The 19064-nt window shown below is 50.9% G+C and carries 19 protein-coding genes; 12 read left to right on the top strand and 7 right to left on the bottom strand.

The window, feature by feature from the left end; genetic code table 11:
* Positions 1–46: 46 nt before the first annotated feature.
* The 5 genes from ACXX53_RS21715 to ACXX53_RS21695 all read left to right on the top strand — a co-directional run bounded on the left by ACXX53_RS21715 (position 47) and on the right by ACXX53_RS21695 (position 3121).
* Entirely contained in the window at positions 47–1156 is a 1110-nt protein-coding gene (locus ACXX53_RS21715) for a D-alanine--D-alanine ligase (protein ID WP_458570785.1), read from the top strand.
* 155 nt (positions 1157–1311) lie between these two features.
* Positions 1312–1878, top strand: coding sequence for an RNA polymerase sigma factor (locus ACXX53_RS21710; protein ID WP_458570784.1), 567 nt, complete (start codon positions 1312–1314; stop codon positions 1876–1878).
* Positions 1868–2218 (top strand): hypothetical protein, encoded by a 351-nt coding sequence (locus ACXX53_RS21705; protein ID WP_458570783.1) that lies wholly within the window; start codon positions 1868–1870, stop codon positions 2216–2218. The genes ACXX53_RS21710 and ACXX53_RS21705 overlap by 11 nt, the downstream gene beginning before the upstream one ends.
* On the top strand, positions 2211–2732 hold the full coding sequence (locus ACXX53_RS21700) for a double zinc ribbon domain-containing protein (protein ID WP_458570782.1): 522 nt from the start codon (positions 2211–2213) through the stop codon (positions 2730–2732). The genes ACXX53_RS21705 and ACXX53_RS21700 overlap by 8 nt, the downstream gene beginning before the upstream one ends.
* Before the next feature lie 71 nt (positions 2733–2803).
* Positions 2804–3121: a hypothetical protein gene (locus tag ACXX53_RS21695; protein ID WP_458570781.1), complete on the top strand. Its 318-nt coding sequence runs from the start codon at positions 2804–2806 to the stop codon at positions 3119–3121.
* A gap of 61 nt (positions 3122–3182) precedes the next feature.
* Here the strand turns inward: ACXX53_RS21695 and ACXX53_RS21690 are convergent, their stop codons facing one another.
* Genes ACXX53_RS21690 through ACXX53_RS21675 form a run of 4 tightly spaced genes read right to left on the bottom strand, consistent with a single transcriptional unit; the run spans position 3183 to position 6319 of the window.
* Positions 3183–3980 (bottom strand): ABC transporter permease subunit, encoded by a 798-nt coding sequence (locus tag ACXX53_RS21690; protein ID WP_458570780.1) that lies wholly within the window; start codon positions 3978–3980, stop codon positions 3183–3185.
* A gap of 13 nt (positions 3981–3993) precedes the next feature.
* Positions 3994–4791 carry an ABC transporter permease subunit gene (locus ACXX53_RS21685; protein WP_458570779.1) on the bottom strand — a complete coding sequence of 266 codons (798 nt, stop codon included), beginning with the start codon at positions 4789–4791 and terminating at the stop codon, positions 3994–3996.
* A 4-nt stretch (positions 4792–4795) separates the two neighbouring features.
* Positions 4796–5680: an ABC transporter ATP-binding protein gene (locus ACXX53_RS21680; protein ID WP_458570778.1), complete on the bottom strand. Its 885-nt coding sequence runs from the start codon at positions 5678–5680 to the stop codon at positions 4796–4798.
* Between the two features lie 18 nt (positions 5681–5698).
* Complete coding sequence (locus tag ACXX53_RS21675) at positions 5699–6319, bottom strand: TetR/AcrR family transcriptional regulator (protein ID WP_458570777.1); 621 nt, start codon at positions 6317–6319, stop codon at positions 5699–5701.
* A gap of 212 nt (positions 6320–6531) precedes the next feature.
* On the opposite strand from ACXX53_RS21675, the gene ACXX53_RS21670 reads away from it, so the two are divergent.
* Entirely contained in the window at positions 6532–7788 is a 1257-nt protein-coding gene (locus ACXX53_RS21670) for a Gfo/Idh/MocA family protein (RefSeq protein WP_458570776.1), read from the top strand.
* A 391-nt stretch (positions 7789–8179) separates the two neighbouring features.
* Here the strand turns inward: ACXX53_RS21670 and ACXX53_RS21665 are convergent, their stop codons facing one another.
* The gene (locus tag ACXX53_RS21665) at positions 8180–10450 is read right to left on the bottom strand and encodes a glycoside hydrolase family 3 C-terminal domain-containing protein (protein ID WP_458570775.1); all 2271 of its coding nucleotides are present in this window, start codon (positions 10448–10450) and stop codon (positions 8180–8182) included.
* Between the two features lie 243 nt (positions 10451–10693).
* On the opposite strand from ACXX53_RS21665, the gene uvsE reads away from it, so the two are divergent.
* From uvsE to ACXX53_RS21640, 5 genes are all read left to right on the top strand, one after another.
* On the top strand, positions 10694–11695 hold the full coding sequence (uvsE, locus tag ACXX53_RS21660) for a UV DNA damage repair endonuclease UvsE (protein WP_458570774.1): 1002 nt from the start codon (positions 10694–10696) through the stop codon (positions 11693–11695).
* A 128-nt stretch (positions 11696–11823) separates the two neighbouring features.
* Positions 11824–12594, top strand: coding sequence for an enoyl-ACP reductase FabI (gene fabI / locus ACXX53_RS21655; protein WP_458570773.1), 771 nt, complete (start codon positions 11824–11826; stop codon positions 12592–12594).
* A 145-nt stretch (positions 12595–12739) separates the two neighbouring features.
* Complete coding sequence (locus tag ACXX53_RS21650; RefSeq protein WP_458570772.1) at positions 12740–13561, top strand: sulfite exporter TauE/SafE family protein; 822 nt, start codon at positions 12740–12742, stop codon at positions 13559–13561.
* A 106-nt stretch (positions 13562–13667) separates the two neighbouring features.
* The gene (locus ACXX53_RS21645) at positions 13668–14525 is read left to right on the top strand and encodes an inositol monophosphatase family protein (RefSeq protein WP_458570771.1); all 858 of its coding nucleotides are present in this window, start codon (positions 13668–13670) and stop codon (positions 14523–14525) included.
* A gap of 69 nt (positions 14526–14594) precedes the next feature.
* A complete protein-coding gene (locus ACXX53_RS21640) occupies positions 14595–14867 on the top strand; it encodes a hypothetical protein (RefSeq protein WP_458570831.1) in 273 nt (90 codons plus the stop codon).
* 50 nt (positions 14868–14917) lie between these two features.
* On the opposite strand, the gene ACXX53_RS21635 is transcribed toward ACXX53_RS21640, so the two are convergent.
* Together ACXX53_RS21635 and trpB are read right to left on the bottom strand one after the other, a co-directional pair.
* On the bottom strand, positions 14918–16279 hold the full coding sequence (locus tag ACXX53_RS21635; protein ID WP_458570770.1) for a C39 family peptidase: 1362 nt from the start codon (positions 16277–16279) through the stop codon (positions 14918–14920).
* Positions 16280–16457: 178 nt separating this feature from the next.
* Positions 16458–17618: a tryptophan synthase subunit beta gene (gene trpB / locus ACXX53_RS21630; RefSeq protein ID WP_458570769.1), complete on the bottom strand. Its 1161-nt coding sequence runs from the start codon at positions 17616–17618 to the stop codon at positions 16458–16460.
* Positions 17619–17865: 247 nt separating this feature from the next.
* On the opposite strand from trpB, the gene ACXX53_RS21625 reads away from it, so the two are divergent.
* Entirely contained in the window at positions 17866–18744 is an 879-nt protein-coding gene (locus ACXX53_RS21625) for an ROK family protein (protein ID WP_458570768.1), read from the top strand.
* Positions 18745–19064 lie beyond the last annotated feature (320 nt).

Here is a 19064-nt window from a genome sequence, read left to right as displayed (position 1 = left end):
GTCGAAACAGGAAATGTAGCGCAAAGGAGCGCTGACGGAGGGAATTATGGGACAACTGGGAAAAATGCGCGTCGGCATTGTGTACGGCGGTAAATCTGGAGAGCATGAGGTATCGTTATCGACGGCATACGCGGTAATGAATGCATTTGATTATGACAAATACGAACTTGTTCCGTTCTACATTACGAAGACAGGCGAATGGAGAGTAGGATCGACGATGCAAGCTCCATTCCAAGATGCTTCCGAGCTGACGCTTAGCTCAGCGCGCGGCGGAACGGTTGCTGCGATGGGACTTCTGTTCGCGGGCTTGGATAGCGGCGCGAATTCGGCCTCTGATGAAGCAATCGATGTGATGTTCCCGCTCGTGCATGGCACGAATGGCGAGGACGGCACGATTCAAGGCTTGTTCGAGATGGCCAACATTCCATACGTAGGCGCGGGTGTACTCGCCTCCGCGGTTGGCATGGATAAAGCCTTCATGAAGCAAGCATTCGCGGCGATCGGATTGCCGCAGTGCGATTATGTTGACTTTATCGCTGCGGAATGGAAGCATGAGCGTGAGCAGGTGCTGATCGATATTGAGGAGCTGCTCGGGTATCCATGCTTTGTAAAGCCGGCTAACTTGGGCTCATCAGTGGGCATATCGAAGGCGCGCAATCGCGAGGAACTGATTGCCGCAGTTGACCTGGCGCTGAACTACGATCGCAAAGTTGTCGTAGAAGAGTTCGTTGATGCCCGTGAGATTGAGGTCAGCGTATTGGGCAACGATTATCCCCAGGCTTCTGTGCCGGGCGAGATTATATCAGAGCATGAATTCTATGATTATAAAGCGAAGTATACTGACGGCAAGTCAAAAATGGCGATCCCGGCTCCAATCGACAGCGAGCTGACGGAGATGCTGCGTGCGATGGCTGTTGAGGCATACCGCGCGATTGACGGCTCCGGACTGTCACGCGTTGACTTCTTTGTACGTCGTTCCGACATGCAGGTATTCATTAATGAAGTCAATACGATGCCTGGCTTCACACCGTACAGCATGTACCCGCTGATGTGGAAGGAAACAGGGCTGCCGTACCGCGAGCTGCTTGACCGTCTTATACAGCTGGCGCTTGACCGCTATGAGGTAAAACAGCAGCTTCAATACGAAAGTAAATAAGAGAAGCATATGCCGCTTCTCCATACAGCCCCCTGTGCGTGCTATGCCGCACAGGGGGCTGCTTAATGTTGTGTGGAAAACTTTTTTCTAAACTGGCGAACAAGCGTGAGGCTTGGGCGTCATACTGAATAGAAGCAATAAGGGGGAGGCGGCTGGTGAGGGATAATATAGCAAGCCTGCAGCGAGAGAATGACCCGTCGATCGAGGCATTAATGCGACGGTATCAGCAGCCGTTATACCGATTCTGCATGCACCTGTGCCGCTCCCAAGCGGAAGCGAATGACTTGTTTCAGGATGTGTGGCTGCGAGTCATGAAGCATGCGGGCGAGATGGATGGTATGCGCTCTGAGGAGAGCTGGCTGTTTACGATCGCGATCAACCTGTATCGTGACCGATATCGCAAAGCGAAGCGCTGGCTGCTGCGAATCAAGCCGTACTGGGATGCCGACAGCCAGAAGATCGAGATGGAACGCGCTGTGGACGACAGCATGCAGCCAGAGCGGCATATGCTGAAGCTGCAGGAGAAGGAACTCGTGCGGAAGGCCTTAGGCCAGTTAAAGGACGAGCATCGTATTGCCATCGTGCTGTTCTACATGCAAGAATGCAGCTATCGTGAGATGGCTGATATTTTAGGAATCGCGGAAGGGACGGTCAAGTCAAGATTGCACGCGGCTAAACTAGCGTTGAAGAAGCAGATGGAGGTGCTGGATGATGGAAGATAACAGATTGGAAGAGCTGCTTCAAGAAATGAAGGAAGAACGGATCGAGCTTCCTCAAGCCGTAGTGGAGCAAACGAAGCACAAGATGAAGAGGAACGGCCTTATAGCTACGCTCGTCGTAACTATACTCTGGGGAGCGCTCTTTCTATTGTTCATAGGAGGACTGCTAGCTGTATTCGTTCCGAGTCTTCGGAACGAATGGATCTGGACCATGGCTCTGTGGACACTGCTTGGCATGGTTGGAGTTCAGCTGTTTATCATCTGGGGGCTTCGCAATCGAGAGGAGCTTCAATCCTTGGCGTATATTCGAACATTGATTAGAGGAGGACGCATCTATGAATAGCAAGACATTATTTATCATTGTGACCACTTTCGTATCTATGATGGTGGCGGGTATCGGATTTATAGGTACACTTGGATTATTACATGAAGGGAACCCGCTGCTCCTGTATATTTTCTTTGGATTCATGATATTCATCGTACTTATAGGGTGCTTTGTCGGTCGATATGTGTATCTCGACGCTCGTTCACGCGGAATGAACGTATGGCTGTGGACCTTGATCGCGATGTATATCCCTATCGGCTTGCTGTTGTACGTTATCGTTCGCAATCCAGTGGGAGCGTATGCGGCAGGGCAATATGGCCCTAATGGGTTGGACGCAGGGATGCGGCCACAGACCATGCATGCTTGTCAGACCTGTTCTCACATGATGCTGGATACCTTCGAATATTGCCCTAACTGCGGTGATAAACAACATATCCAGTGCCCTTCTTGTCATGCAGCCGTTTTGGCGGGGTGGATGTACTGCCCGAGCTGCGGCAAGCGGATGCCGGACAGCGCGTCACGCAACAGATAGAATAAAGGAATTGCCTCTGTCTCTCATTTCATGGTTCAATAAGGACAGCAGGATAGAGAGGAGCTGATTGAATGGGATTTCAGACAGAGTTCAACTCAGTATGTAAGTTTAAGTCGGAGCAAGAGCTGTACGAGCTGCTAGAATACGGCCGCGGCAAAATGAAAAAGTCAGGGTTTCGTGTATTTCCGACAGGTCAGAAGGTCATTGCTTATTCCCTTGATAATGTGGCGGTTGCCATCGTCAAGATCGTGGCTTCTATCGCAGAAATCAATTTTCAGGGTGAAGAAGTCACAGAGGTTGAGATGGTGCTGATTAGGAAGCTGACGGATGAAGAGTCGCGTGTGCAGACCGCGCTAGCGTATGAGATGTTCTTTGGAGATCAGAAATAGCATTAGGCATAATAGAACCGGACTGAACAGGCTTGCGGGCCCGTCAGTCCGGTTTGTGTATTTATAGGTTTAAGTCGCGCTTCTGATAGAACACGAAGGTCATCGCGATAAACAGAGCGGATAATGCAAGTGAAACGATCACATATACGCCATCAAGTCCGCCTCCGCCGAGTATCGCTGCCGTGTCAAAATATTTAAACGGTGTCAGGAAAGCCAAACCGCTTAATGAATCTGAAAGATCAATCATGAAGGATAGCAAATAAGTAAGAAGCAGGACGGCTACTGTGATGCCGGAAGCGCGCTTGGCCTGGGCAAACACGGCGCTCAGGACGAAGCCCAGCGAGAAGAATAACAGCTGCAGAATCAGCATTCCGGCCATCAGTATCGTAATCTCAGCAGTGACCTGTTCATTTTCGCCAAATGCTTTCATGATCATAACGGACATGCCCCAAGTAACGAGAGTGAGAATCACGATATTGCATAGCGCGCTCGCGAGTTTTGATCCGACGATGGTACCGCGGGTAATCGGCTTGGACAGCAGGAATTCCGCTGTCTTATCCCGCTCTTCCTTCGCGAGGATGTTAGCGCCCAGCATAGCGGCATGGATCGTTGCGATCAGGAGCAGATAGCCGAAGATGGCACCATAGAATCCGCTCGCCTTCGAAAAATCAAATGCTGCTCCGCCCATCATCGTTTGCAGGGCTTTCGGCATCTTTGCGACAATCTCGTTCAAAGATATCTCAGATGCAGATAAGCCGGCGTATTTGCCAATGCTGACAGCGATGATGGACAGCATCGCTATGCTCCAGATGATAATCGATTTGAGATTGGACTTCATTTCTCTCCAGAATATATTCATATGCCCGCCCCCCTTATGCCGTGTAAACATCTTGTTTGATGTATAGGATATAGCTGACTGCGATGGCAACAGCAAACACAGCGATGGAATATAGTACAAGCGGAAGCTCATAGCTGGCATTCGCAACGATATAGTTCGGATCGAAGAACTTGAACGGAGTCAAGTAGCTGATCGCTTCCTTGTTCAGGACCGAGTCGAGCATGGCGATGATAAAGAAGCTGAACACGACGCTGAGCGAAACGGATATAACCGATTTTATTTTTCGAAATACAACAGCAATGAGCACCCCAAATGCAGCAAACACCAATTGCAGAAAGAACAAGGAAAGCGAGATTAATACAAACACCTTCATGCTGAAGGCTTCGGTTGTCATCAGTTTTGCTGACACAATAGCTGTAGTTAGATACACGATGTTCGTGAATACGATGGCGGCCAGTACGGCAAACAGCTTCCCTGTTAAGATCTGATGACGCTTGGCAGGCTTCGACAGCAGGAAGTCTGCAGTCTTGTGGCGATTCTCCTTCGATATGATGGAGATCCCCATATTGATCGCTTGGATAGCCCCGCAGAGCGCTATATATAAGAAGATGAAAGAATAGAAGCCTGGAATGCTGAAGAAGGTGTCCAGATCCAATGCAAACATCGCAAGCACGGCATCCGGGAAGCCTGCCAGCAGTTCTCTCAGCACCTCTTCATTGCTGGCATAGGCAGGGAAGAGCGCCATGAATGCAACGGTAATCAGAGCAAGCGAGAGCGTCCATGTCAGAATGGAGCTTCGATAAGATTTGAGTTCGAACCAGAATACATTCATAAGCCTACTCCTCCTTCTGATAGTAGTGCATGAAGATTTCCTCAAGATCAGGCTCCTCGATGCTTATGTTACGGAGGTCAAGCGCAGCTAACGCCTTCATGATCGCATTCATGCTGCCACTGAACAAGAAGGTTGCGGACTTGTCATGGACGTCGAGCTTCGTAACTCCTTTGACATCAAAATGCTGGCGATTAATCGGTTGCTTGGCTTCGACAGCAATCTTCTTATACGTATTTTCACGCAGCGTGCTGATCTTCTCAATCTTGATGATCCGGCCCTCTTTAATGATGGCAACGCGGTCGCAGGTATGCTGCACTTCGCTCAGGATGTGCGAGGAGAACAGGATGGTTGCTCCTTTTTTATTTTCCTCCTTAATAAGCTCGAAGAAGGTTTGCTGCATCAGCGGGTCCAGGCCGCTGGTTGGTTCATCTAATATAATCAGCTTCGGTGAATGGAGAAGTCCCTGCACGATCCCTACCTTCTTCTTGTTGCCGAAGGACAGGTCCTCAATCTTCTTGTTGAGGTCGAGATTAAGCATCGATGCGAGTTCATGAATGCGCTGATTGCAATCCTTCTTGTAGAAGGAAGCGGAGTACTTGAGCAGATCAATAACCTTCATGTTCTCATAATAAAATACTTCTGACGGCAAATACCCGATGAGCTGCTTGATGTCGGATGAATGCTTGACGATATCCTTGCCGAATATCGTGGCACTGCCGCTTGTTGGATAGATGAGGGAGAGCAAGGTGCGAATCGTGGTCGATTTACCCGCCCCGTTAGGACCGATGAAGCCGAAGATTTCTCCTTCTTCAACATTGAAGCTAACATCCTCAATACCTCTAGCATTACCGTATCTCTTCGTTAAGTTCTTAATCTCGATCACATTCATAGGGGCAACCTCCAAGCGTTATTTGTAGAAGCCGTTCTTTAAGATCTCAATATAATGATCAAACTCATGTGCTGCTGCAACATAATCCAATTCTTGACCTGTTAATTTTGCTGTTTTCATCAGCTGTTGACCATAGCCTTCCAAGCTCCAAAGGATGATATTGATCGTCTTAGGTATATCTAGATTGTCTTTGAATTTGGAATGGTCAATGTTGGCGAAGAGACGGCTCATGCTGGATGCAAGCAGGTCTGTATTGCGTTGATCAATATCATCTTTAATGTCGGAAGATTGATCGGTATATGCAGTTTCGACAAATCTGAAAAACTCAGGGTGACGCAGCACGATCTCCAGCTTAATGTTCTGAATCTGACGGATCTTGGCGAATAGGTCGGTCTCCTCAAAGTCAATTTGTTCGTATAGCTCCTTCATGGAAATATCCAAGCAGTAATCGTAGATGTATAGGAACAGCTGCTTCTTGTTGTCAAAATAGTGAAACAGCAGCCCTTTGGATATTCCAGCGGCTTTCACGATCTCATTGGTTGAGGCGTTAGCATAGCCATTACGCGCAAATTCATTCATTGCCGCATTGAGGATTCGCGCTTGCTTCTCCGCGTCGATACTATGAAATTTCTCGAACATAGTTTGCACCTCCATTCCGCAGAGACAAGATCTTGACCGATGTGGTCAAGATGATTGTATTCTTGTTGACCACCGAAGTCAATAGTGATTTTGTCAGGGTTGTCCAGTAGCAGGAGAAGCGCCTTGCAGTATAGAAAAGATATTGTAAGTAATGTACGCTGACATTCATATACTCTACAAACGATTGTACTACCGTTAAGGAGGAGAAGCGGATGCAAGAGATTCGAGTAGGAATGGTTGGATACAAATTCATGGGGAAAGCGCATAGTCATGCGTATCACGATGTGCCGATGTTTTTCCCGAATGTGCCGAAGCCGATAATGAGGGCTATCTGTGGACGTGACGCCGACGCAGTGCGGCAGGCGGCGGGGCAGTTCGGTTGGGAGAGTTATGAGACGGATTGGCGCGATATGGTGAAGCGGGACGATATCGACTTGATCGATATTAATGCACCCAGCAATGTACATAAGGAAATTGCGCTCGCCGCAGCAGCTTGCGGTAAGCATATCTTCTGCGAGAAGCCGCTCGCGCTGACGCTGGCGGATTCCCGCGAGATGCTGGAAGCGGTGGAGGCGGCGGGTGTGAAGCATATGGTCGGCTTCAATTACCGCTTCGCTCCCGCAGTGCAGCTCGCGAAGAAGCTGGTTCAGGACGGGCGGCTCGGTCGGATCTATCATATGAGAGCGCAATTCTTGCAGGATTGGATCGTGGATCCGATGTTTCCGCTCGTCTGGCGGCTGCAGAAGGAGGTAGCGGGCTCAGGATCGCATGGCGATCTGGGCGCACATCTGATCGATCTCGCTCATTACCTGATCGGTGATCTGGATGAGGTGATCGGCATGAGCGAGACGTTCGTGAAGGAGCGGCCGCTGCCGGCGGCGATGAGCGGATTGAGCGCGATTAGTCGGAGCAGCGGTGCGGGAGTTGAGGCGGACGGCGCTGATGCGCATGGAGCGGGTGGAACCGAGCGCGAGGCGAGCGGAAAAAGTAACGCGATGGGTGGAGCGGACGAAGAGCGAGCGGCTGTGAGCGTGGATGATGCTACGCTGTTCATGGCGCGCTTCGCGAATGGAGCGCTCGGCAGCTTTGAGGCGACGCGGTTTGCGCCGGGACATCGCTGCACGAACGCGTTTGAGATCAACGGCAGCAAGGGCAGCGTGAAGTTCGACTTCGAGCGGATGAACGAGCTGCAAGTGTATTTTACTAGCGATGAGGCAGATGTGCAGGGCTTCCGCCGCGTGATAGCCACGGATCCGGCTCATGCTTACATGGAGGCGTGGTGGCCTGCGGGACACACGATCGGCTATGAGCACACGTTCATCCATGAGACGGTGGAGCTGCTGCAAGCGATCGCGGAGGATAGACAGCCTATGCCGAACTTCCGCGACGGCGTAAAGTGCCAGCAGGTGCTGGAGGCGGTGGAGCGCTCTATCAGCGAGCGGCGCTGGGTCAGGATCGAGGAGATGTAATGCTCGATAGGGCTGAGTTCGGCGTGAGGATCGCATGATTATAGCGTAATTTGGAAGCGGCGCGGAGATACGGTGATGCGGCCGAGTTTGGGTGGCATTCGATGTGGGGAAATAGCAGCTATCGCCGGCATCAGACTTAACTGCAAAATGTACAGTTAATTTGGCGCCGAATATGGAGTCTGGGGAATAACTTCATATCGTACAGTTAATTTAGCTGCTGAAGGTATTCTCGACCGGTTGCACCCTAAATAACTGTATATATTGCGGTTGAACCACCTCTTTAGGCGGGGAGATGGGTGAATTGACTGCATGAAAGGCAGTTAACCAATTGAGTTGCAAAGAAGTCCGAGGGATTATTGAATCCTCGGACTTCTGCTATGTTGAAGCATGTTTAGCTATGCTGCTCATTCAAGCGATCAATCCAAGCGTTGATCGCTTGATCGGAATCGACTTGCGCCATCATCTTGACGAGCTTGCCAATCGGCATATCCATGGCGAAGGTGAGCATGAACTCGTCTTGGTAGAGCGCGCCGGATTGCGGCGGTTCGACGCCGAATGTTTCAAACAGCATGCCCAGCGCCTGTTCAACACTGTAGCAAGCTAGAACATGCTTCAAGAGCGACATGCTGTGGAACGGCTGCGCGTATGGTTCAGCTGCGGTTACCTCCACGATCTGGCGCAGCGGCAGGTCAGCGCTTGATGTACCCGCCGCGATCTCGAACGAGCCTGACTCTACGCGCCAATCTTGGAGCGTCGTGTCATAGAAGGCGAAGGAGCGAGGTTGGAGCGTGAGCGTCACCGTTTGCGTTTCACCTGGAGCGAGCCATACTTTGCCGAAGGCTTTGAGCTCGCGTTCTGGGCGCTGAACGCTGCAAGCTATGTCGCGAACGTACACTTGCACAACCTCGGCTCCAGCCACAGAGCCGGTATTCGTAACCTGAAGGGATACGTTCAAAGCTTCCTGATCTGATATGCTGCCGGAGCTTAGCTGCAGATCAGATAATGCGAAGGTTGTATACGACAGCCCGTATCCAAATGGGAACAGCGGCTTGATGCTCTTCTTATCGTAGTAGCGATAGCCTATGAAGATGCCTTCGCCGTAATGAACTTGATCGTGCTCGCCCGGGAAGTTCAAGTAGGCAGGCGTATCCTGCAGTCGAACCGGGAACGTCTCCGACAGCTTGCCGGACGGATTCACCGCGCCGAGCAGCACGTCGGCAACCGCGCCGCCGGATGCTTGCCCGGTGAGCCAGCTCTCTACGATCGCCTGAGGCGCATCGACCCAAGGCATCGCGACCGCGGCGCCGTTCACGAGCACGACCGCTGTCGCTGGCTGCGCTGCGCAGACCGCTTCGATGAGGCGATCATGCGCTGCCGGCATATCGATATGCTTGCGGTCGAAGCCTTCCGACTCGAACGCGGGCGGCAGCCCCGCCATGATGATGGCGGCATCAGCGCCGCGCGCCGCTTCGACGGCCGCCGCAATGAGCGCCTCGTCAGGCTCGGCGCTGTCGCCGTAGCCTTCGCAGTAGGTGAAGCGCATGCGCCCGCCGGCGAGCTTCTCGAGCTCGGCGAGCACGCTGTCCACCTGCGTCGGCACGATCTGCGAGCTGCCGGCGCCTTGGAAGCGCGGCTCCCGCGCAAAGCGGCCGATCACCGCAACGTGCTGCTGACGGTCTGGATGAAGCGGCAATAAGCCGGCTTCATTCTTCAGCAGCACGATGCACTCGGCCGCTGCTTCGCGCGCGAGCTGGTGGTGCGCTTCCGCGTCGAAGCTCGCCCCCATGCGGCGGTGCGAATCCACCTCCGCCGCGAGGCGCAGAATGCGCCGCACGGCGCGGTCGAGCAGCGCCTCGGGGAACTCGCCGCTCCGCACGAGCGCCGCCAGCTTCTGCGCGCCGGCGTCGTCGCGCCCCGGCATCTGCAGGTCCATGCCCGCGCGAATCGAAGCGGGCTTGTCATTGACCGCGCCCCAATCGGACACGACGATGCCTTCGAAGCCCCAGCGCTCGCGCAATACATGCTCCAACAGGTATTCATGCTCCGTCGCATACACCCCGTTGATCTTGTTGTAAGCGGCCATGATCGTCGCAGGCTGCGCCTCCTTCACCACCTGCTCAAACGCGCTCAAATAAATCTCATGCATCGCGCGCTCATCCACTTCCGCGCTGATCGTCATCCGCTCATGCTCCTGATTGTTCAGCGCATAATGCTTCAGTGAAACGCCTACACCTTCGCCCTGTACTCCGCGCACCCAAGCGGTTCCGAGCGTGCCGGATAACAAAGGATCTTCTGAGAAATATTCAAAGTTGCGGCCGCACAGCGGCGAACGCTTCATGTTGATGCCTGGGCCGAGCAGCACCTGTACGTCTAGAGCTTGGCTTTCTTGACCCAATGCGTGTCCGATCCGTTCCAAAAGTTCCGTATTCCAGGATGAAGCTAATGCGGACGCGGTTGGAAAACAGGTTGCTGGAATCGAATCGAAGCCGATCTCCGTATTGGCCTGCGCTTTACGTACGCCATGCGGACCATCTGTCATGTTGATAGACGGTATGCCTAGTCGTTCGATCGGTTCAGTAGACCAGAAGCTGGCGCCTACTGTTAATGCGGCTTTTTCCTCAATCGTCAATTCATTTAACCACTGCTCAATGCGTTGTTCCATCGTGCTTGCACCCCTTTATTAGGATCTACTCTTTCATAGTGACGTATGATCGAAGAGAAAGTTTCTTATAAATAGCTTTGTCACGATATCGGCATATTGCTCGGCATATTGCTGCTGCGATCAAATTATCCAGACTACACCTTATGAACTGAAATATATTAGGAAACGATAGTATTAAGAACGTGCCATTCAGTGTCATTCCTATGAAGACAGCACGCTGAATAGAAAGAGAGTCGATTGCCTATGCTGGTGCGATTCGGTTATGTCGCGATGTCTATGACTGTTGCCAATTCCTCTCCTTCCAGAACGATGACATACACCAGCTTCAGTAAGCTGGATGATCGCGAAGCTGCCATTCGCAAATTGGAAAGGTTGGCGGAAGAGAATCTTCATAATACGCTGCGGTTGTTGAAGCATAGTATAGCGCATGATATCCGTCTCTATCGCTGCTCATCTAAGCTGATCCCGCTGGCGACACATGAGGCGCTTCACGATTGGGATCCGTTTCCCGCGCTGGCGGATGCATTTCTCGCAATAGGAGACTATGCAAATAAACACGGGATGAGGCTCTCCTTCCATCCCGACCACTTTACAGTTCTAAGCACCTCTCGCCAGGAGGTGCTGGAGAAGTCCATCCGAGATCTGGAGCATCATGTTCGGATGCTGGAGGCGATGGGACTGGACGCGCGCGCGAAGAACAATATTCATGTCGGCGGGGCATATGGCGACAAGGAGGCGGCAGGGGGGCGCTTTATCGAGCATTTTACAAGGCTGCCGGAATCCATCAAGCGTCGGATGACATTAGAAAATGACGACAAGACGTTTACAGCTCGGGAAACGCTGGAGATATGTGAGCAGCTTCAAGTGCCGATGGTGCTCGACATTCATCACCAATGGGTGAACAATGACGGCGATAAGCCAGAGGAGCTGTGGCCGCGAGTCCTAAAGACTTGGGACACACCATACGGACAAGCCGACGCTCCTCCAGATGATCCGCTGCCGCCGAAGATTCACGTCTCCAGTCCGAAGAGTGAGAAGGATCCACGTGGTCATGCTGACTACGTGGATGTCGCGCCGCTGCTGGCCTTTATGCGAAGCATTGCGCCTATAACCGATCGGCTTGATGTCATGATCGAGGCGAAGCGGAAGGATGAGGCGTTGTTCGCCCTTATGAGAATGCTGATGTCCTATGCAGGTGAAGGGGTAGAGGTCATGGATCATGCGACAGTTAAAATAGAAGGTTAACAGGGAGATAAGGATTGCAGTACAATTAGCCGTGAATTGTGACTAGGTACTAATTTGTGCTTGAAAATGTTCGTAAAATACGATACGTTGACTATGAAGTATCCGTTGTTATAAAGAGGAGGAACAATATGTCCCAGGTGTTGGCAGGCAAGAATATTGTAGTTATGGGCGTTGCAAATGATCGCAGTATCGCATGGGCGATTGCACAGTCACTGGCTGCTCAAGGCGCAAGATTGGCATTTACATATGAGAGTGAGCGAGTGGAAGGCCGTGTTCGCAAATTGGCGGAAACAATTCCGAATTCCGTGATTCTTCCTTGCAATGTAACCGTTGATGAGGAGATCGACACACTCGCTGCACAATTAAAAGAAGAGTTTGGCGTACTGCACGGGCTAGTACATAGCATTGCATTTGCCAAGACAGAAGAATTAGAAGGCTTGTATGCAGAAACTTCGCGTGCTGGCTTCGCATTAGCTCATGATATCAGCGCTTATTCGCTCGTAGCGGTATCGAAGCGCTTGTATCCGCTGATGACGGAGGGCGGCAGCATCATGACTATGACTTACTTGGGTGCTGAGCGCGCGATGAAGAACTATAACGTTATGGGTGTGGCGAAGGCTGCTCTTGAGGCTTCCGTACGTTACTTGGCCAATGATCTTGGTCAATTCAATGTGCGTGTGAATGCGATATCGGCTGGACCGATTCGTACGCTGGCTGCTAAGGGGATCTCCGATTTCAACTCGATCCTTAGACAGGTGGAAGAGAAGGCTCCTCTTCGCCGTACAACCGATACAGCGGAAGTGGGCGATACAGCGATGTTCCTGATGAGCCCATGGTCACGCGGTATTACAGGTGAAGTCATCTATGTCGACAGCGGCTACCATATTGTAGGCGTATAATCGGATCGACGATCATGTCGCTCTCGCAGCCAGTTGTCCTCTCTGGTCACTGCACCAGAAAGGGTGACTGTCTGCGGCAGGGGCGGCTATCAAGCTCGTAGTCCTTGTACAGCTCAAATTCAATATGTGAAAGTAGGAACATAGTGTGCTAGAAACTATATTAGTGCTCGTCCTTATCGGCTTGGTGGCTTCTTCGTTTGGCAGCCTTGTCGGCTTGGGCGGGGGAATTATTCTCGTTCCCGGTCTTATCTTTCTGGGTCCTACCTTTCTTAATCAAGACATAAGCTCTCAAACGGCTGTAGCTACTTCCTTAGCTGTTCTCATCTTCACTTCATTATCCTCAACTCTTGCCTACAAGAAAGTGAAACGCGTGGATTGGCGGAGCGGTGTATTGTATTTTATAACAAGCGGTCCTGCTTCAATGCTCGGGGCTGCTATGACTCAATATTTTCAAAATGATTCCTTCCAGATCGTATTCGGCTTCTTTATGCTGGCGATGGCGATCTTGATGATCATGAAGGAACGAATGAAGCCATTGCATATTAACTGGCGTGTTACCCGCTCATTCGTTGACGGTGCTGGCGTACAGCATGAATATGGGCAAAATATTGCAGTGATGCTCGTGATCGGCTTCTTTGTTGGCTTTGTTTCGGGCTTATTTGGCATTGGCGGCGGCTCCTTGTTTGTGCCTTTAATGGTACTGCTGTTTCGTTATCCTGCGCATATCGCGACAGCCACTTCGATGTTTGTGATCTTTCTTAGTTCTATACTGGGAACGACGGTTCATGCTTGGAACGGAGCAATCGATTGGAGTCTAGTGCTCGTATTGGCGCCAAGCGCCTGGATTGGAGGCAAGATAGGCGCTTCAATAGCGAACCGCATGTCCGGCAAAGGCTTGCTGATGCTGCTGCGAATTACGTTGTTCGTTTTGGCGATACGCATGATTATAAGCGGCTTCTGGGGCTAATGATGATATAATAGTGACATCCGCTGAATGCAGTGAAACTTTGTGCAATAGTGCACGTATAGTTAAAGAGGGTACTGACATTTTTATGTAAAGGGTGTGAGATCAGGTGGGAAGTCAAGAGCAAGAACCTTATGTAGTAAGCAGCAAAAGTTATACAGCAGTGGCGGTTAACGCCGCGGCGAAAGCTGGAGAATGGATCAAATCCCGACTTGGTCAATTCAAGTCCTTGACGATAAAATCTTCAATGCATGATATTGTCACTGAGGTGGATAAAGGTGCAGAGGTCATGATCAAGAAATTGATTATGACGCATTTTCCTGACCATGACATATTAGGTGAAGAGAGCGTAGCTCCTGGAGCTGACGCTGCAAATAATGCGATCAATCAATTGAAGTCTTCTGAATATTTATGGATCATCGATCCTGTGGATGGAACAACGAACTTCGTTCACGGGTTTCCTTACTTCTCGGTCTCTATTGCGCTTGCGCATAAAGGAGAGGTTGTCGTAGGTGTCGTATACGATCCGATGAGAGATGAACTGTTCGTCGCTGAGAAAGGCAAAGGCGCATATGTTCACGGTCTGCGGATGCAGGTATCTGCTGAAACAGAGCTTTCTGGATGCTTGATGGCGACTGGATTCCCTACTGAACGCGAGCGGGCGCTTCCGCTTAATCTGAAGGGGATGACCGCAATTGCGCCGCAGGTGCGCAACATACGGAACGGCGGCTCGGCAGCGCTTCATCTCGCTTATGTAGCAGCTGGTCGGTTGGACGGCTTCTGGGAGCTTAATCTGAACGCATGGGATCTGGCTGCGGGCAGTCTGCTCGTAACCGAATCCGGAGGGAAGATTACAGATACACATGGCCAACCGTATCAATTGTGTGTGCGTGACATGCTTGCGACCAATGGACACATCCACGATGATGTGATTCATGTGTTGAAAGAGGCGGATGCACAAGGCTAGAATGCAATATCGGCCTAGTTCATTCATGAAATTCTTTTGCCATGCGCATGCTACATGGGTGAAGGAGGTATGACTGTGGACGAGAAGAAACCAAAGTCCGTAACCGATCTGGAAGAACAGATTGAAACGCTGCTCACCTTTGGAGACATGCAGGCGGAAGATCCGCAAGAAGGTGCTCGCAAGAAGCTGGCGCCGCGGACTGAAGTTCGAATCCAGACAATGATGGATCCAATTGTAGAGGAAACGATTCAGTATCGACAAATGGCGCAGGAGTTGGATGACCGTTACGATGAATATATGAAGCGAGCGGGCAAATCTTCTAAGGATGCTGGTTCGGATTGAATAGAAGAGGGGCATTCACCGATAAATGTTCGGTGAATGCCCCTCTTTAGTTATTTCGCCGTGTCAGGTAATATAATTATCGCTTGGCTTCCCATCTGTTCCCAACCGCGTTGGAATGCCGCCCGCTCAATCCGATCCTTACGGTTAAGCGGATCATTCACGTATACATACTTCTCGTCATAGCCGGTGACGAGCATCGAATGCTCATAATACGTTACTTTGACCGGACCAGACGGTGTCTGCCATGTGAGCCATGCTGATGCTGGCACTTCATCATATAAGGTAGTGTGTATAACCCATGCTGGATGACCTTGACCTACGATCCAGAGCAGGTGCTCGAACGATGTTCCCGTCAGGTCAACAACCCGACCCGGCACATACTGTTCAGCCAAGTCAGCGATCGGATCATGATACACACCAAGCCCCGGCTGATCAAAGGTGTACATATTGCCAACAAACCCATCATGCGGGTTGCCGAAGTAGGTGACCCCATCAGACTTGCGATACGGCGTTGGATCTTTACGGATCCGGTTGGCCAGCTCCATCTTATCAACTTGAACGCCTGCATGCTGCAGGAGCATCGCAAGCGAGGTTACTTCACAGCCGCGCGGCAGATCGGGCAGCTGGAGAATGAGCGGGGCTCCAGTTAGCCGCAGCTCGTTCGGCGGCTGCTTCTTCGGATCCCAAAGTGCGATATCGCCGCGATATTTAATAGTTCGCCCAGGAGCTTGAGTCGCGTAAGCGTACGCTTCGCTCCAGCTCTGGAATAGAGCCTGCGTCGTACCTTGTGAATCAACGGTATACGAACCGAATGATTCATATGCAATATAAACGGACAGCTCTTCACGCCAGCTATTCCACTGCTCGGGCGGGGGCGCTGTTTTATTTTTCGTCATAAACACAATACCGTCTTGTACGAACAGATTGCGACCTAGGGCGTCGCTTGCGGCGCGAAGCGGCACATAAGTGATACCGTCCTTTACGATTGGAGCGGTGTTCAATTCTATTCGCTGAGACGTATTTCCTGAATGTGAACGGACTACAGCAACATTTCCTTGATATTCGAGGGTTGTATCCTCAGAAGACAGGTTGATGTATCCTGGCTTATCCTGACTTGTTATTTGTGCGTTCAGGCGGGCTGCAAGAAATCGAGCCGGCACGAGTGTTTCCCCGTCCTTCACGTAGGGAGCTGCATCAGGCACATGCTCGTCAATCGACACTAGATACTGTCCGACGCGCGCGGTATTACTGTACATCATCAGCACGACATCATCCGCAGTTATGCGGAATAATGGATCGGATGATTGGTGTTCCTTTGGTGTGCGCAGCGCGGCTTGGATCGAAAGAGCACATACGACGAGCGTGATCATGATCAGCAGCCATTGATTGATCTTTCTAACAATGCGTTGCACGGCTGGCTCCTCCTGTAGACATACTATTTATACTATATCGGCTGTTAAGTATTAATAGTTTAGGAGCATGGGCGTGGAGAAGTTTTACAGAGGGGGCTGCTGGAGGGGAGCGAGGAAATAGAAACAGCCTCAGTCCGAATGGTGAATTCGGTCCAAGGCTGCTTTTAGGTGGTTGTTTTTATTTTCGAAGCATTTCGAATACTTGCTCCACATCTTTATCGCCGCGACCAGAAATGTTCACGATGATGATGTCATCCTTGTTTAGCTCTGGCGCAAGCTTTAAGGCATAAGCAACGGCATGAGAGCTTTCCAGCGCTGGAATGATGCCTTCTGTTTGGGATAGAACCTGGAACGCGTTCAGAACTTCTTCATCGGATACCGCAACATACTCTCCGCGTCCGGACTCCTTCAGATGGCTGTGCTCAGGGCCTACGCCAGGATAATCAAGTCCAGCGGCGATGGAGTAAGTAGGGGCTGGATTGCCTTCTTCATCGAGAAGCACCAGACATTTGAAGCCATGCAGCACAGCAGGAACACCAAGCTTCATCGTCGCTGCCTTATCCGGCTCAACGCCAATCAAGCGTACAGAGGGCTCATCCAGATAATGCGCGAACGAACCGATCGCGTTACTGCCGCCGCCAACGCAAGCGATAACAGCAGTGGGGAGTTTTCCTTCCAGCTCTAGGATCTGGCGCTTGGATTCTTGGCTGATAATCGATTGAAAATGATGCACGATCGAAGGATATGGATGCGGTCCCACTGCTGAACCGAGCAAGTAGAAGGTATGGTCATAATTTTCCACGAGATCATTAAGCGCTTCATCCACAGCATCTTTCAACCGGCCTTGTCCTTTCGTGACCGAAACGACCTTAGCGCCGAGAAGCTCCATGCGAAATACGTTCAAAGCTTGTCTCCGAATATCCTCCGCGCCCATATAAATGATGCATTCCATGCCGAACATCGCGCAGACAGTTGCTGTTGCAACTCCGTGCTGCCCTGCACCAGTCTCAGCGATGATGCGATGAGCGCCCATCCGCTTAGCAAGCAGGATCTGACCTAATACATTGTTAATCTTGTGAGAACCGGTATGGTTCAGATCTTCGCGCTTCAGGTATACTTTTGCTCCTCCGAGCTTGTCCGTCAGATGCTTGGCAAAGGTCAACGGGCTAGGTCTGCCAACGTATTCCCGCAAGCAGTAATTGTATTCTTCGATGAAGTCGGGGTCATCCTTATATCGGTAGAAAGCATCTGCTAATTGATCCATCGCTTGCTGCAACTGAGGCGGGATGAAGCTGCCGCCGAACTGTCCAAACATACCTGCTTGAGCGGATGTTGTCATAAGAGTTCCTCCTTTAGATTGATCGAATGGTTAGAGATATTTTAATACAGCAAAGGGATAAAGTCTATGGGTTTATGGTAAAAATGAACAACTATAAATCGCGCGATCACATCTATTTATTAATTTAACCTAAATGATATAATGAATATGCGTAAGAGGTGTCGTATAATTAGCATAATGAACGTCAACCTAATCACAACATGAAACTATGAAGAGATTGCAGGTAGGAGAGCGAGGAGAAATAGATATGACAAGAATAGGTGCAATTGAAGGCGGAGGCACGAAATTCGTCGTAGGCGTAGGAACTCCGGACGGTAAGATTGAAGGTATTGAATCATTCCCGACTACGACTCCAGAAGAGACGATGGGACGTGTCGTTGAATACTTTAAGGATAAAGGCGTTGACGCGATCGGCTTCGGATCATTTGGGCCGATTGACTTGAATCTGAACAGTCCGACGTATGGACATATCGCGATGACACCTAAGCCGCATTGGAGCGGATATGATGTGGTGGGCCATTTGAAGCGTCATTTTGATGTGCCGATCGGCTTCGATACTGATGTGAACGGCGCGGCGCTTGGGGAAGCAATGTTCGGCGCTGCCAAGGGCTTGAACAGCTGCCTGTACATTACGGTAGGTACCGGTATTGGTGCTGGCGCTGTTGTGGAAGGCAAGCTTATACACGGATTGACGCACCCTGAGATGGGTCATATCATGATTAAGCGTCATGCTGAAGATACGTATGCGGGCAAATGTCCTTACCATCATGACTGCCTTGAAGGCATGGCGGCAGGGCCTGCAATTGAAGCGCGTTGGGGCGTTAAGGCTTATGAGCTTGGTGAAGATCATAAGGCTTGGGATTTCCAAGCGTTCTATCTGGCTCAAGCGATCATGAACTATATATTGACGATCTCACCTGAGAAGATTATCTTGGGCGGCGGCGTGTCGAAGCAGCTGCACTTGTTCCCGCGCATTCGCGAGGAAGTGAAGCGTCTCTTGAACGGATATGTTCAGCATCCAGCGGTGTTGGATACGAACAGCGAATATATTGTGGCTCCAGGTCTCGATGACCGTGCTGGCATCACAGGCGCTATGGCGCTTGGCTTGCAAGCGCTAGGCCAGTAGTAAGTTGAATATCTCATGCAATCATAAAAGCGCGTGGTCGGCCTGTTATGGGCTGCCCACGCTTTTTTAATTGTGCTTCGACTTAAGCGTAAGCGTCGACAGATTCCGCCGCCCCTCTGTAAGCGGGAAATTCCCCGTTAACGCTCCCAAGGAACACCTTTCCCGTGCTGTAACAGGTAATATGCTCTTCTGTCAATAGAGTGGACACCCTTAAGTTATGCTGCTCTCTCGTAGTACAATTGCTCAAATCGTACCGGCGACATATATCCGAGGGTACTGTTAGATCGCTTTCGGTTGTAGAAGAACTCGAGGTAGCGGTA

This window comes from Paenibacillus marinisediminis, from assembly GCF_054343325.1.
Note: the sequence above shows the minus strand (reverse complement) of the source record. Positions and strands in the feature narration are given on the sequence as shown.

Bases quoted from the DNA above. Each gene is read 5' to 3' on its own strand.
- uvsE (WP_458570774.1), top strand. From the start codon at position 10,694: ATGCTGGTGCGATTCGGTTATGTCGCGATGTCTATGACTGTTGCCAAT.
- ACXX53_RS21680 (WP_458570778.1), bottom strand. From the start codon at position 5,680: ATGAATGTGATCGAGATTAAGAACTTAACGAAGAGATACGGTAATGCT.
- ACXX53_RS21670 (WP_458570776.1), top strand. From the start codon at position 6,532: ATGCAAGAGATTCGAGTAGGAATGGTTGGATACAAATTCATGGGGAAA.
- ACXX53_RS21705 (WP_458570783.1), top strand. From the start codon at position 1,868: ATGGAAGATAACAGATTGGAAGAGCTGCTTCAAGAAATGAAGGAAGAA.
- fabI (WP_458570773.1), top strand. From the start codon at position 11,824: ATGTCCCAGGTGTTGGCAGGCAAGAATATTGTAGTTATGGGCGTTGCA.
- ACXX53_RS21700 (WP_458570782.1), top strand. From the start codon at position 2,211: ATGAATAGCAAGACATTATTTATCATTGTGACCACTTTCGTATCTATG.
- ACXX53_RS21685 (WP_458570779.1), bottom strand. From the start codon at position 4,791: ATGAATGTATTCTGGTTCGAACTCAAATCTTATCGAAGCTCCATTCTG.
- ACXX53_RS21640 (WP_458570831.1), top strand. From the start codon at position 14,595: ATGACTGTGGACGAGAAGAAACCAAAGTCCGTAACCGATCTGGAAGAA.
- ACXX53_RS21675 (WP_458570777.1), bottom strand. From the start codon at position 6,319: ATGTTCGAGAAATTTCATAGTATCGACGCGGAGAAGCAAGCGCGAATC.
- ACXX53_RS21625 (WP_458570768.1), top strand. From the start codon at position 17,866: ATGACAAGAATAGGTGCAATTGAAGGCGGAGGCACGAAATTCGTCGTA.
- trpB (WP_458570769.1), bottom strand. From the start codon at position 17,618: ATGACAACATCCGCTCAAGCAGGTATGTTTGGACAGTTCGGCGGCAGC.
- ACXX53_RS21695 (WP_458570781.1), top strand. From the start codon at position 2,804: ATGGGATTTCAGACAGAGTTCAACTCAGTATGTAAGTTTAAGTCGGAG.
- ACXX53_RS21665 (WP_458570775.1), bottom strand. From the start codon at position 10,450: ATGGAACAACGCATTGAGCAGTGGTTAAATGAATTGACGATTGAGGAA.
- ACXX53_RS21715 (WP_458570785.1), top strand. From the start codon at position 47: ATGGGACAACTGGGAAAAATGCGCGTCGGCATTGTGTACGGCGGTAAA.
- ACXX53_RS21690 (WP_458570780.1), bottom strand. From the start codon at position 3,980: ATGAATATATTCTGGAGAGAAATGAAGTCCAATCTCAAATCGATTATC.